This window comes from Bradyrhizobium genomosp. III, assembly GCF_000261705.1.
GTDB classification, from domain to species: Bacteria; Pseudomonadota; Alphaproteobacteria; order Rhizobiales; family Xanthobacteraceae; genus Bradyrhizobium; species Bradyrhizobium ottawaense.
Window position 1 is genome coordinate 25,831 of record NZ_AJQF01000092.1, and the last position, 11,299, is coordinate 37,129.

The 11,299-nt window shown below is 62.5% G+C and carries 18 protein-coding genes; 14 read left to right on the forward strand and 4 right to left on the reverse strand.

What is annotated here, in order from left to right; translation table 11 throughout:
* The first annotated feature begins 280 nt into the window (after positions 1-280).
* Positions 281-703, forward strand: a complete 423-nt coding sequence (locus IC66_RS0109030; RefSeq protein WP_014490276.1) for a hypothetical protein — start codon at positions 281-283, stop codon at positions 701-703.
* 48 nt (positions 704-751) lie between these two features.
* On the opposite strand, the gene IC66_RS0109035 is transcribed toward IC66_RS0109030, so the two are convergent.
* Positions 752-1,525, reverse strand: a complete 774-nt coding sequence (locus IC66_RS0109035; RefSeq protein ID WP_011082892.1) for a class I SAM-dependent methyltransferase — start codon at positions 1,523-1,525, stop codon at positions 752-754.
* A 434-nt stretch (positions 1,526-1,959) separates the two neighbouring features.
* Here IC66_RS0109035 and IC66_RS0109040 point away from each other — a divergent pair, with 434 nt between their 5' ends.
* Positions 1,960-2,166, forward strand: a complete 207-nt coding sequence (locus IC66_RS0109040; protein WP_014490275.1) for a cold-shock protein — start codon at positions 1,960-1,962, stop codon at positions 2,164-2,166.
* Between the two features lie 31 nt (positions 2,167-2,197).
* Here the strand turns inward: IC66_RS0109040 and IC66_RS43285 are convergent, their stop codons facing one another.
* Positions 2,198-2,539, reverse strand: a complete 342-nt coding sequence (locus IC66_RS43285) for a hypothetical protein (RefSeq protein ID WP_011082890.1) — start codon at positions 2,537-2,539, stop codon at positions 2,198-2,200.
* Between the two features lie 707 nt (positions 2,540-3,246).
* Between IC66_RS43285 and IC66_RS0109050 the strand changes: the two genes are divergently transcribed.
* Positions 3,247-3,573 carry a DUF736 domain-containing protein gene (locus IC66_RS0109050; RefSeq protein WP_011084751.1) on the forward strand — a complete coding sequence of 109 codons (327 nt, stop codon included), beginning with the start codon at positions 3,247-3,249 and terminating at the stop codon, positions 3,571-3,573.
* 116 nt (positions 3,574-3,689) lie between these two features.
* Here IC66_RS0109050 and IC66_RS0109055 read toward each other — a convergent pair whose 3' ends face one another.
* Together IC66_RS0109055 and IC66_RS0109060 are read right to left on the reverse strand one after the other, a co-directional pair.
* The gene (locus IC66_RS0109055; protein WP_038947429.1) at positions 3,690-4,100 is read right to left on the reverse strand and encodes a hypothetical protein; all 411 of its coding nucleotides are present in this window, start codon (positions 4,098-4,100) and stop codon (positions 3,690-3,692) included.
* Between the two features lie 163 nt (positions 4,101-4,263).
* Positions 4,264-4,497: a helix-turn-helix domain-containing protein gene (locus IC66_RS0109060; protein ID WP_016841283.1), complete on the reverse strand. Its 234-nt coding sequence runs from the start codon at positions 4,495-4,497 to the stop codon at positions 4,264-4,266.
* 231 nt (positions 4,498-4,728) lie between these two features.
* Here IC66_RS0109060 and IC66_RS0109065 point away from each other — a divergent pair, with 231 nt between their 5' ends.
* From IC66_RS0109065 to IC66_RS0109110, 11 genes are all read left to right on the forward strand, one after another.
* Entirely contained in the window at positions 4,729-4,992 is a 264-nt protein-coding gene (locus IC66_RS0109065) for a hypothetical protein (RefSeq protein WP_011082886.1), read from the forward strand.
* A 119-nt stretch (positions 4,993-5,111) separates the two neighbouring features.
* On the forward strand, positions 5,112-5,321 hold the full coding sequence (locus IC66_RS47635; RefSeq protein ID WP_014490272.1) for a transcriptional regulator domain-containing protein: 210 nt from the start codon (positions 5,112-5,114) through the stop codon (positions 5,319-5,321).
* A 61-nt stretch (positions 5,322-5,382) separates the two neighbouring features.
* Positions 5,383-5,898, forward strand: a complete 516-nt coding sequence (locus tag IC66_RS0109070) for a DUF2285 domain-containing protein (RefSeq protein WP_014490271.1) — start codon at positions 5,383-5,385, stop codon at positions 5,896-5,898.
* 203 nt (positions 5,899-6,101) lie between these two features.
* Positions 6,102-6,353, forward strand: coding sequence for a helix-turn-helix transcriptional regulator (locus IC66_RS0109075; protein WP_014490270.1), 252 nt, complete (start codon positions 6,102-6,104; stop codon positions 6,351-6,353).
* Between the two features lie 13 nt (positions 6,354-6,366).
* Positions 6,367-7,482 (forward strand): replication initiator protein A, encoded by a 1,116-nt coding sequence (locus IC66_RS0109080; protein WP_014490269.1) that lies wholly within the window; start codon positions 6,367-6,369, stop codon positions 7,480-7,482.
* A complete protein-coding gene (parA, locus tag IC66_RS0109085) occupies positions 7,479-8,117 on the forward strand; it encodes a ParA family partition ATPase (RefSeq protein ID WP_011082882.1) in 639 nt (212 codons plus the stop codon). The genes IC66_RS0109080 and parA overlap by 4 nt, the downstream gene beginning before the upstream one ends.
* Positions 8,114-8,380 carry a ribbon-helix-helix protein gene (locus IC66_RS0109090; RefSeq protein ID WP_011082881.1) on the forward strand — a complete coding sequence of 89 codons (267 nt, stop codon included), beginning with the start codon at positions 8,114-8,116 and terminating at the stop codon, positions 8,378-8,380. Before parA ends, IC66_RS0109090 begins: the two co-directional genes overlap by 4 nt.
* The gene (locus IC66_RS0109095; RefSeq protein WP_028143807.1) at positions 8,367-8,885 is read left to right on the forward strand and encodes a DUF2840 domain-containing protein; all 519 of its coding nucleotides are present in this window, start codon (positions 8,367-8,369) and stop codon (positions 8,883-8,885) included. The genes IC66_RS0109090 and IC66_RS0109095 overlap by 14 nt, the downstream gene beginning before the upstream one ends.
* Positions 8,882-9,427: a S26 family signal peptidase gene (locus IC66_RS0109100; protein WP_028143806.1), complete on the forward strand. Its 546-nt coding sequence runs from the start codon at positions 8,882-8,884 to the stop codon at positions 9,425-9,427. The genes IC66_RS0109095 and IC66_RS0109100 overlap by 4 nt, the downstream gene beginning before the upstream one ends.
* Positions 9,428-9,461: 34 nt before the next feature.
* On the forward strand, positions 9,462-9,797 hold the full coding sequence (locus IC66_RS0109105) for a DUF736 domain-containing protein (protein ID WP_011082878.1): 336 nt from the start codon (positions 9,462-9,464) through the stop codon (positions 9,795-9,797).
* Between the two features lie 316 nt (positions 9,798-10,113).
* Complete coding sequence (locus IC66_RS0109110) at positions 10,114-10,710, forward strand: lytic transglycosylase domain-containing protein (protein WP_077231079.1); 597 nt, start codon at positions 10,114-10,116, stop codon at positions 10,708-10,710.
* The last annotated feature ends 589 nt before the right edge of the window (positions 10,711-11,299 follow it).

Below are 11,299 nucleotides of genomic sequence, written 5' to 3' on the forward strand. Positions count from 1 at the left end.
CACCGGCGTCTTAGTGGCAGTCACAAGCGCTTCATGACCACCGCGCGCCGGCAGAATGGTTGCCGTTCGGGTGTTCGATTGGGAAATCGAGATGCCGCCTTTTGGGTCGCTTGCAGCCCGGGCGATCGGCTCCTGACGCTCAATATGGTCATTTTGTCATTCGCCCGCAACCGGATTTGTGACGATTCCGGTCGCTGGCATTTGCTGCTATACTGCGTTTGCGCCGTGGTGGTGGTGGAAGGCGCGACCGTCAGACCCCTATCTCACGGAGCCCACCACCATGATTGCCTTGGGACCACTGCTTATTTTCCTCGCCATAGGCTTCTTCGCCTGGCTACTCTTCACGCTTGCGGTCTTCGCGGTGCCCGTCTTCGCCGGCGTGACGATTGGTCTTCGGGCCTTCCACACAGGGGCTGGCGCTCTGGGCGGAATCGCGGTTGCGTTCGCGGCTGGCGCCGTAACCTTCGGCATCGGCCAACTCGCGCTCGCCCTCGTGACATGGGCTTGGCTGCGGCTCTTAATCATCATCCTCTATGTCGCGCCCGCGACCGTCGCCGGTTACAGCGCGACGCATGGAATCGCCCAGATGGCGATGTCTTCGCCCACCTGGCAAACGGTCTTCGCGATCGCCGGGGCCGTTGCGGTCAGCATCACGGCCTTGGCTCGCTTCACCGGCATGGCCGCAGACGGGCCGGCAAGATAGCGCTTGACGCCGGGCTGATATCAATACCGGGGCGGGCCCGGCAGGAACCTAATCCGGCCGGATATCACGAAGGCTTCGAAGCTTACCGCCGATCGATGTGGACGCAGATACAATCAGCATCATGGGGCGTTCGAGTTCTTCGGCCAATTGCGGCATCTGCTGGATCTGCTCGCGTGTTGGGGCAAACTCCTCGATCCGCCGAATTTGAAGGCCTGCGCCGATCAGCGTATTCAAGGTAGTGCCAAGTGTCCTGTGGTATTTCAGAACGCCCTTGGCAAACCAGTCCGTCCGACGTTCGCCCTCGACGGAATATCGATTGACCGGCCAGGTTTTGCGGCCCTCCTCATCGGAAATCCAGTGCGGATGTGCCGCGGCCATGAAGATCGGATGCTCAATCGTAAAGACGAAATGCCCGTCAGGAACGAGCGTTTTGCGGATCACATGTACGAGACGGCCAAAGTCCTGAACATAGTGAAAGGTCAGTGCGCTGTAGGCGAGGTCGAAAGCCGCCTCAGGGAGGTCCAGTGTGTCGAGATCGGCGATGCGATACTCAATGGCCGTATCCGCTGTGTCCGCCCTGGCACGCTCGATCATGTTCTGCGACAGATCGAGACCCAGAACCGAGGCCGCGCCCTGCTCGCGCATCCAGCGCGAGGCCCAGCCGAAGCCACATCCGAGATCAACGACACGTTTCCCGACCAAATCGGGCAGCATGGCCCGGATCGCCGGCCATTCAGGAGCGCCGTCCAGCCCATGCACCTGCCGGGGCAATTGGCTGTAGCCAGCGAAGAAATCGGGATTGTCGTAGATATTCTGCGCCATATCTGCCTGCTATTCGGCTTTTCGCTCTGTGCCGCTCCGGATGATTCTTACGCATCCAAGTCGAATTGTCGCAGTGGGCTGCGCCATTTGACGAGCCTATCCGGTCAAGCTGCTTCTCGCGCCGGAAACGAAAAACCCCGGCATGAAAGCCGGGGCTCCCGTGATGCCACGACGTACATCCGGCCGCGACAAGCAGGCGACAGTTAGCACGGAGTTTTCGAAGAAAATGTGACCTTCGCCTCGTCGTTCTTGAATGCCGGCCGATTTCAGCGTGCTCGTTCATTTCATCGAGTGGGGCACTCTATTTCTTCTGTCCAAGACCTACGAACGGGCGGGACAACGGATCCCATCGAGCCGCTTTCGCGCGGAGACTTGCGATCGGCTCGTTCAATGATTTAGATGGGAAGGTGTTTTTTCTTTTTGGAGCAAATGACGTGGCGTTAGGGACTGTTAAGTGGTTCAACCCGACCAAAGGCTATGGGTTCATTGCGCCGGACGACGGTGGCAACGATGTTTTCGTGCACATCTCGGCGGTAGAGAAGGCCGGCTATACCTCGCTTGTTGAAGGCGCGAAGGTCAGCTACGAGCTGGTGATGAACCGCAGCGGCAAACAAGCCGCAGAAAATCTCCGCCTAGGATAAGGCGCAGCTCGACGTCCTGGCATACTTTGAGCTAGCCTGAATCTCGTGGTTTTGAGACCTTTGGAAGATATCCTAGTTGGCGCTCGAGGGCGGCCAAAGTCGAGTGGGCTGAATCCAAACGTGCGGTCGCCTCAGTTAGGTTGGCCCACGCTTCGTTCTGCCGCGAGACAGCTGCCGAGCCGATCTTAATGCTATTCTTAAGACACCGCGTGTCTTGGCTGCGTAAGGCGCGCCCCAATTCAGGCAGTATCCTGGTCACCGCTCGATGCGCGGAACGTTCTTTTCGCTCCAGGCGGCCGACCACGGCGAAGGCCTCACGATAGTTCCATATCGCTTCGATGGCTCTGTTTTCAAGATCGCTTTTGTCGCTCATCCGGTTCTCTTCTCACTCGAGCTCTTAGCGGTCATCATTTGCGCGAGATCCTCCTCTGGGTCCGCGCGGCGAATTGTCGTAACCCCTGTAGGGGCGGGAAGGCCTGGCGCAAGCCGGCAGCGTCCATTGGAAGGGGCTGACTCGATCAGACATCCAGCGTGCTCGCATTCTAGTCTGTGAGCTTCACACAGAGCGGCCAAGCATCGAGACACGACCGATCATCGCAGAGTGGCAGTTTCGTGGCAGTCGTTGTGCGGCATCGACCAAACGGTGACGGATCACAACTACGGCCAGCCGCTCTCGTGAATGGGGCGTGCTGCCGACGCGCGATCGCGGAAGCGGAGATCCGTCCGTCTCGATTACAGAGGGCTAAGCAGCATTGGATTCGTTGGGCCAGCTCTCTCGGTGGGCTCCCAAATCGCCACGTTCTCCTTGATGTCAGCTCTGTTTGGATCGAGCGCACCAACGGCCTCTTCGATGGATGGATCTGGCCGAAGGACGGCTGAAGCCTCGACCGCCTTTGGCGCAACAGCGGCGTCACAACTTTCTTCCCCTGCCGGCTGCGCCGCCATTCCTCGCGCGAGACAAGAAAGTTCCTCCTTTGCTGTCCAGCCCCTTCGGGGTGCGCCGTCGATCGCCTCCGGCCTGTCGATCACCATCGAGGCCGCAAGGTGCGGGCTCGAAAACAGAGATCAAGGAGAACTACCATGGCGACCATCGGCACCTTCAAGAAGACCGGCAACAACGAGTTCAACGGCGAGATCGTCACTCTCTCGCTCCAGGCGAGGAACGTCCGCATCGTCCCCGAAACCAGCCGCTCGGGCGACAACGCCCCCAGCCACCGGATCTATGTCGGCCGGGTCGAGATCGGGGCCGCCTGGTCCAAGCGCTCCAACGAAGGCCGCGATTATCTCGGCCTCAAGCTCGACGATCCGAGCTTCACCGCCCCGATCTTCGCCAACCTCTTCGCCGATGAAGAGGGCGAGGGCTTCAGCCTGATCTGGTCTCGCCCCAACCGTCGCAACGGCGACTGAGCCGATCCGCAATGCCCCGCCCGGCTGGCCCGGGCGGGGCACCGCCACGCTGAGGAAGCGCGAAGGCACCTCGTTTGCCGTGACGGCGCAAGCGGCAAGGGCGTAACCGATGCCGATCAGCGGCCGCGTGCCGATTTGATTGGACGTCTTTGGTTGGCCTCGATCACGCTCTCGACGATGTCTTCCCAGTCCGGACAAATGGCGACGAGACGATCCAGCACTGTGGGATCCCGTTCGATCTGGCCAAGCGCCTGAGCGCGCCACTGGTCGTTGAAACTAATGCTCATCAGTCCCAGGCATTCGACAACCGAACTGTCGGGGAGCAAGTGCTCCATCGTTGCCGTCACTATGCCGGTCCACTGTTGGATCAGATGCCACGGCTCCGCCTCGCGCCGCGCCTCCAACTTCTCTCCGAGCAGGCCAATCAGCGCAAAGAACCGCGTTGGCCAAGGTTGCGGCCTGAGTTCCGTGACCAGAGCATCCACTGTCTCGCGAATGTCGGCTGGGAAGTGCTCGTACAGAGTCATGAGGCCTACTCCATCTCCCCAGCATGCTCGTCCGTTTCTGAACTAGGCATGCGCTTTGGAGACAGATCAGATTTACGTAAAGCCGACTATCAACTTATGCGTGAGGCAATGCGGAGTTGATTCACGACGTGCCGGTGTTGCGGTGGGGCACAAAATTGTCGCGTCATCGAGCCCGATGGGAATGAACCGTCGTTCGCTTGACGAGATCGGTTGCTTCGACGCCGAGCGCCTCCGCGATTCGGCCAAGCACGGTCACGCTGGCCGACACATCTGCGCGTTCAATTGCGCCGACGTAACGGACGCTTAGTCCAGCGCCATCGGCCAACTCTTCCTGCGTCATTTTCTTCACATGACGTATCCGACGCAGATTGACCGCCATGACCTCCTTGAGATCCATGGCAACAAGGGAACTCACATCGGAATGATCGTTCCAGGAACGATCGTTCCGATTCGTGCGTCACTGTGCTATTCATATCGTCTGGCTAGGCCCTGGTGTGCCGCTTCCGGGGAGCGCCGCGATGCGATCTGCGCATCACGGCACAATTCGAGTGTGACGATTTCCCAGCTTGCAAAGTTCTGGAGCTTAGATGAATTCTAATCGCTGCATCAATGCTGAGGGGCAATTGCAATGAACGGCGCGCCATTCCAGGACCGGCCGCCAATAACGGATCGCGTCAACGCCTATGACGAGAAACATCTTGCTATCTACGTTCGGTTGTTGATGGCCGAAGAGGAGGGCGCCGACTGGCGCGAGGTGGTCAGCGTGATCTTCGGCCTCGACCCCACGCGCGAACCAGATCGTGCCAAAAATGTCCATGATAGCCATCTCGCCCGCGCGCGATGGATGGTGGAAGCCGGATATCAGGGCCTTTTGGAACCGCGGATGCAGTGATTTGCGCCCCAATCACGCAAATTGCGATCTCGCGTGATGCAACCTCCGGGTCTGGTCTCTTGTAGCGTCTTTAGGGATCGTGGTGCGGGGCACAGAACAAAAAGACGAGAAGACAGACCATGCCGACCCAGTACTGGCGCTCGCCGGAGACCATCGAACGCCTGAATCGTCTTGAGCGCCCGGGTTTTGCCCTCGAATTCCTTCGTCGCAATGCCGACTACCGCCGCGACTTCGCCCGCACTGAGCGACAGATCGCGCGCGGCGAATCCGATCCCAACACCATCCGAACCAGTTTCGCACGTCGATGGAGGTTGCGGTGTCGCCCATGACCCCGCCTCTCCGGTTTGGCCCGAACCAGCCATTTGGCTGCCCGAGGCATCACCGGGAACATTGATCCTGACGCCCGCGCCGCCGGACTTCGAGACCGTTCATTCGATTGATCGCAACGCTTTCGGACTGTCGATCGTCGGGCGGACAGATGCTGACGGTCGCGAGCTGGTTGTCGCCGACGGCTCGGGTGAGCTCCATGTCAGTTTGCGCGACGAGCAGGCCGCGCGCCGTCCCGCCGTGCTTGTGCCGCTCGACGGCATGGGCGAACTGCGGGCCGACGTGGCGCTACACTTCGTGCGTCGCCTCAGCGGCCAGCGCACCGGTCTTCTCCCGGCGGCGCTGCGGCTGACGTCGTTTCAGAAACGGCGACTGATTCAGCTCCTGCACGCCTTCGACGTCCACGACCTGGGTGGCGGCCCGCGAGACGTGGCAGCGAAGGTGCTCGCCTCCGACCACGCTCAGCGCCGCTCGGTCGAGTGGAAGGATTCTCATGCCCGCCGCAAGGCGAACCGGCTCATTCACGATTCAATCGCTTTGGTCGAGCGCGGCTATCTGAAACTTCTACGCGGCCTCTGATCGGCTCCCCGATTCCTTCAAGCCATCGACCTGATGAGTTAGTTGCGCCCCGGTAGTACGCCTGGCTTCGCCTGGTTGCGACGATGGGGGGACACAAACGTACGTCAATTTTCGTCCACCCCCAACGCCTGAACTCTCCGCCACTCTGGCCCGGACATGCCGCGACTTGGCCGCGGCACTTCGAGGCAAGACGGAGATCTCCCATGCTCGACAGGCCTGCGCAACTCGCCACCCGTTACGTGCGCACCCCCGAGGCCGCGCGCCTCCTCGGCATCTCGCCGCGCACGCTTGAAAAATATCGCTGCCATGGCAATGGCCCGACTTTTCGCAAGCTCGGCGGCCGCGTTGTCTACGCCATCGGCGATCTCGAAGCCTGGGCCGATCAGGCCGCCTGCAGCTCAACGTCGGATCCGCGCTACCTCGAAGCGCGCGCCGCCGGCAACGCGCATCGCTAAGGCAACGCTCGTCATGTCGTCGCGTCGCCTCATCACACCCAGCGAGCGAAGCAAGCTCGACCCGTTCGTTGTCGCCACCGGTGATGCCAGCCCGCGTGATCAACGCGACCTGATGGAGCGCCCGTTCTTTTCGCTCGCCAAGGCCAAGCGAACAAGACCGATCCTCTACCAGACCGGCGACGTGTGTGTCGAAGTCTATGCAGTTCCTGAGCACGGTATGGCGACCATTTGGGATGCCGACGTGCTGATTTGGGCGGCGAGCCAGATTGTCGAGGCCGAGAACCTCGGTCTGAAGACCTCGCGCTTCCTGCGCTTCACACCCTACCAGCTTCTGACCGCAGTCGGCCGGCAGACCGGCGCCCGCGACTACAAGCTCTTGAAGGGGGCATTGGCCCGCCTGCAGGCGACCGTCATCCGCACCAGCATCCGGCAGGGGGAGCATTGGCGGCGCCACCAGTTCTCATGGATCAACGAATGGGAGGAATGCGCGACGCGCGACGGTCGGGTGCAGGGAATGGAATTCGTCCTTCCCGACTGGCTCTATCGCGGCGTCATCGATCGCTCACTCGTTCTCACGATCGATCCGGCCTATTTCAGCCTGACTGGTGGGATCGAGCGCTGGCTCTACCGCGTCGCGCGCAAGCATGCTGGCCGCCAGCCGAGAGGTTGGCTGTTCGAGGTCGCACACCTCCATGAGAAATCCGGCAGCCTCGCCAAGCCTGCAGACTTCGCCTTTGATCTCCGCCGGATCGCGGCACGTCAACCGCTGCCAGGCTACTGCCTGAGCATCGAACGCAGGGAACGCCGAGAGCTATTGCGCATCCTGCCATCGAAGTCATTCACAGCTCCTGTGGACGGCGCTGTGAATCAGCTCGGGACTTCGGGCGTTCACACTATCGGGACTCCGGGCGTGCCGGTATCGGGATTCCGGGAGTGCAAACCACAGCTAACGCTTTGGCCAGGAAACACGATCGCCTGCCCTAACTTAGAGTCTAACTTAGAATCTAACTGTTGTAGTGGGGCCGCGCGTCTTGCGGATAACACCGACATCCGCGCTCAGCCGCCAACCGAGCACCCAAGCCAACCATCTCTGCCGCTTTCAGGTCGCAAGACGGGAGGCATGCGATGATCGTCGCCGTGCTCAACCAGAAAGGCGGTGTCGGCAAGACCACGCTCGCCCTGCACCTCGCCGGCGTATGGGCGCTGCGCGGAAAGCGCGTGACGCTGATCGACGCTGACCCCCAGGGCTCCGCATTGGACTGGTCGCAGCAGCGTGCGCGGGAGAATGTCGCACGGCTATTCGGCGTCGTTGGCCTCGCGCGCGATACGCTCCACCGCGAGGCGCCGGAAATCGCACGCACCGCCGATCATGTCGTCATTGACGGACCGCCGCGCGTCGCGGGACTGATGCGTTCGGCGCTGCTGGCGGCGGATCTCGTGTTGATCCCCGTGCAGCCGTCGCCATTCGACGGCTGGGCCTCGGCCGAGATGCTCGCTCTGCTGCGAGAGGCTCGCATCTATCGTCCGCAGCTTCCTGCTCGCTTTGTGCTCAACCGCTGCGGCGCGCGCACGATCATCGCCCGCGAGACTGCCGAAACTCTCGCCGACCACGATCCGCCGGTGCTCGCCAGCACCATCGGCCAACGCGTTGTCTTCGCCGACGCCGCTCAGTCCGGACGGCTCGTCTTCGAGTTCGTCGAGCAGAGCGCCGCCGCCCGCGAGATCGCCGCGCTCGCGGCAGAAGTTGCGAGGTTCGCGCCATGAGCGACCGCTCTATCAAACGCGGCTTCGCCTCGCGTCCGGGCGATGCCGAGAGCTGGATCAAAGCCAGTGATACGCCGCCACGCAGCGTGAATGATGCTGCCGCATTCACCGCGCGCCTGACGATTGACGTCACGCCCACGCTGCGCGGCCGCATCAAGGTCGCCGCGTTCCAGCGCGGCGTGACCGTCGCCGACATGCTGCGCGAATTGCTGGCGCGAGAGTTCCCCGCTGACGCCCCGGAGAACCGTCATGAACGACAATGAAGCCTTGCCGCCGCGTGCAGTGCCGCCCTCGCATCGACGGGATGTCGCGCTCACCCATGTCGAGCTGACCTGGATCGAGAAGCGGATCGAGCACTGGCTGCGCTTCGGCCGCCGCGCGGAGGAGAAGATTCTCGACCGTCGCCGCAGCATCTCGAGCTTTGAGCCGGGCAGCATCTTCGGCTTCGTCCGCTGGGCATCGAACGACTATGGCACCGTGGTGTCGCGCATGGACATCGTGCGTGCCGTGGAAGCCGGGCAGCGCTATCAGACGCTGCCCTTCGTCCGCCCCGGTGGCGAAATCCTGCTGCGCGTTGATAGCTGGCCGAAGGTCGAGCGCGTGTTGCAGGCCATCGACGCCATCGAGGCGCTCTCCATCGATCCGGCTGACGCCGCACCCGAATACTGGCGGCATCTCCACAACCGTCTCACCGCCGACCATGTGCCGCGCGCCTACACGCGCGAGCAGCATATCGCCTGGCTCAAGCGCCGGAGCGTCACGCCATGACCCGCTTCGGCTATCTCATGTTGACCTACCTTGCGGCGCTGGTCGCCGGCGCCCTGGCCCTCGTTCATCCTGCGCCGCGGCTGATTTGGAACGCTACCGCGAGCACGCCAATAGGGCTCTACGCGCTGCATCCGCTCGGAGAGCTGCGCGACTTGGAACTGGTCGCGGTACGGCTGCCGGAACCGATCGCCAGCTTCCTTGCCGATGGCGGCTTGCTTCCAAAAGGTCTGCCGCTGCTGAAGCGTGTGATGGCGCTGCCCGGGCAAACCGTGTGCCGGTCGGGCGATGCCATCACGGTCGATGCTGTCGATGTCGGCGCCGCACACGAGCACGATCATCGCGGCCGTCCGCTGCCGCGTTGGAGCGGTTGCCATACCCTCGAACCGGGCGAGGTCTTTCTCATGAACCCGACCGTCCCAGACAGCCTGGACGGCCGCTATTTCGGCGCGCTCCCCGTCAGCTCGATCGTCGCGCGCGCAGTCCCGCTTTGGACGGACGAAGCCGCCGACGGCCGTTTCGTCTGGCGCGCCGCCACTCATTGACCCGTTTCCAACCCAGCAACCCAGGAGCTTTCCCATGGCACAAATCGGCCAGTTCACGCGCGATAAGTCCGGCTTCACCGGTCGCGTTGAAACGCTGTTCTTCGAGCGGATTCTCACCCTCGTCCCGGCCGAATCCTCGGATGCCGAGAACGCGCCGGACTACCGTATCCGCCTCGGCGATGCCGATGGCCCGGAGATCGGCGCAGGTTGGAAGCGGACCGGCGAGAAGGCCGGCGATTACGTTTCGCTCGTCATCGACGACCCGGCGCTGCCGCGGCCGATCCGCGCAAATCTCTTCCAGTCGGGCAACGACAAAGCGGCCTGGACGCTGAACTGGAATCGTCAGCCCCAACGCGCCGAGCGGGACTGATTGCATGCAGGATCCTGTCGCGCGTGCCGCCAACCAGGCGCATCAACGGTCCACCCCCTTGTTCGGGGAAAAGCCCTCTCATAACTCGGGTCCACGCAACCGTCGGGCGGCCGCCACGCACAGCGGCGGTCAAACCGGTGGTCCGTGCGCACCGCCGGTAGGCAGCAAGACGCCTCGCCATGATGGCGGAGACAGGGCGAGCCTTGCCGTTCTCCTCCTTACCGGCCTGCTGGTGATTGGCGGGCCAACGGCAGCAGTGTCCGGGCAGAGAGCACCGGCACGAAGTCAACCGGCGAGCGATCACTACGCATCTCATGTGGCAGAGGCCGCGCAGCGCTTTGGCATTCCGGCTGCATGGATACGAGCCGTCATGCGGGTCGAGAGCAATGGCGATCGGCGTGCCGTCTCACCCAAAGGCGCACTCGGCCTGATGCAACTCATGCCCAAGACTTGGGCGGACATGCGCGCGCGCTATGGTCTCGGGCGCGATCCCTTCGATCCCCGTGACAACATCCTCGCCGGCGCCGCCTTTCTTCGCGAACTGCACGACCGTTACGGCTCGCCGGGCTTTCTCGCGGCCTATAATGCAGGTCCCGGCCGCTACGAGGAGTTTCGGGATAGACACCGTCCACTGCCCGCGGAGACGACAGCCTATGTCGCGGCCATCGTCCCTTTTGTCGACGCGGAGGGAGCGCCAGGACCTCTTCTCCTCGCGGCTTCTTCTCGTTCATCCTGGACGCGGGCGCCGCTGTTCTTCGACCACGCTGACGGGCCGTCCCCTGGCGCGCGAGCGGCGCTCGATCAACCCGCGCACGGCGGCTCAGTCGGCACTACGGTGCACGATATTTCGGCGATTGCGCCGCAGTCGGAGGGCCTGTTCGTCGCGCTCTCGGCCATGGGGCGATCGCAATGACTGCACGGCATCTTCAACGTCAATGCGCGGATCGCGGTACGTCTGCAGGCACCCTTGTTGCGGCGGCTGCACATCGGGCAGCTCGCGATATCAGCTGTCAGTTTCCAGGTTCGCTGGCGCCCCTTGACGAACATTCGGTTTGCATTCGAAACGCTGCAACACAGTCATACGGGCGATGCCTTCGGCCCGCGCTCTACTCGTCGCTTCGCTCCTCACCGAGCCACCCTACGGGTGTCTCGGCCCTTCGCGTAACGATCGCTATCGCAAACACTCGCAAACAGTGGGGGCTTCCGCGAGTACCGACCGAACGATGGCGAGATAAAAGGCCGCAATGTGCGGCTCGGTCGGTTGGTTGTTTGTGCTGCTATTTTTCCTCGGGTCCGCAATGTGCGGCTTCGGCGCGCAATGTGCGCTCGACTATCAACCCGTTGCAGGGATTCTGCATTCCGCACATTGTCGAGGCTGGCCATGGCTGAAGACAGCGATTTTCAACCACGGCCCGGCCGCATCCGCTCCTCGAGGAGCCAGCGGGCCAAGCCCTTCATCGCCCAGGCGCTTGCCGCCGCTCAACGCGCTGGCGGCGGCATTT

Bases quoted from the DNA above. Each gene is read 5' to 3' on its own strand.
- IC66_RS0109035 (WP_011082892.1), bottom strand. From the start codon at position 1,525: ATGGCGCAGAATATCTACGACAATCCCGATTTCTTCGCTGGCTACAGC.
- IC66_RS47635 (WP_014490272.1), top strand. From the start codon at position 5,112: ATGCCGACCCAGTACTGGCGCTCGCCGGAGACCATCGAACGCCTGAAT.
- IC66_RS0109105 (WP_011082878.1), top strand. From the start codon at position 9,462: ATGGCACAAATCGGCCAGTTCACGCGCGATAAGTCCGGCTTCACCGGT.
- IC66_RS0109090 (WP_011082881.1), top strand. From the start codon at position 8,114: ATGAGCGACCGCTCTATCAAACGCGGCTTCGCCTCGCGTCCGGGCGAT.
- IC66_RS43285 (WP_011082890.1), bottom strand. From the start codon at position 2,539: ATGAGCGACAAAAGCGATCTTGAAAACAGAGCCATCGAAGCGATATGG.
- IC66_RS0109060 (WP_016841283.1), bottom strand. From the start codon at position 4,497: ATGGATCTCAAGGAGGTCATGGCGGTCAATCTGCGTCGGATACGTCAT.
- parA (WP_011082882.1), top strand. From the start codon at position 7,479: ATGATCGTCGCCGTGCTCAACCAGAAAGGCGGTGTCGGCAAGACCACG.
- IC66_RS0109050 (WP_011084751.1), top strand. From the start codon at position 3,247: ATGGCGACCATCGGCACCTTCAAGAAGACCGGCAACAACGAGTTCAAC.
- IC66_RS0109055 (WP_038947429.1), bottom strand. From the start codon at position 4,100: ATGACTCTGTACGAGCACTTCCCAGCCGACATTCGCGAGACAGTGGAT.
- IC66_RS0109095 (WP_028143807.1), top strand. From the start codon at position 8,367: ATGAACGACAATGAAGCCTTGCCGCCGCGTGCAGTGCCGCCCTCGCAT.
- IC66_RS0109075 (WP_014490270.1), top strand. From the start codon at position 6,102: ATGCTCGACAGGCCTGCGCAACTCGCCACCCGTTACGTGCGCACCCCC.
- IC66_RS0109080 (WP_014490269.1), top strand. From the start codon at position 6,367: ATGTCGTCGCGTCGCCTCATCACACCCAGCGAGCGAAGCAAGCTCGAC.
- IC66_RS0109065 (WP_011082886.1), top strand. From the start codon at position 4,729: ATGAACGGCGCGCCATTCCAGGACCGGCCGCCAATAACGGATCGCGTC.
- IC66_RS0109030 (WP_014490276.1), top strand. From the start codon at position 281: ATGATTGCCTTGGGACCACTGCTTATTTTCCTCGCCATAGGCTTCTTC.
- IC66_RS0109100 (WP_028143806.1), top strand. From the start codon at position 8,882: ATGACCCGCTTCGGCTATCTCATGTTGACCTACCTTGCGGCGCTGGTC.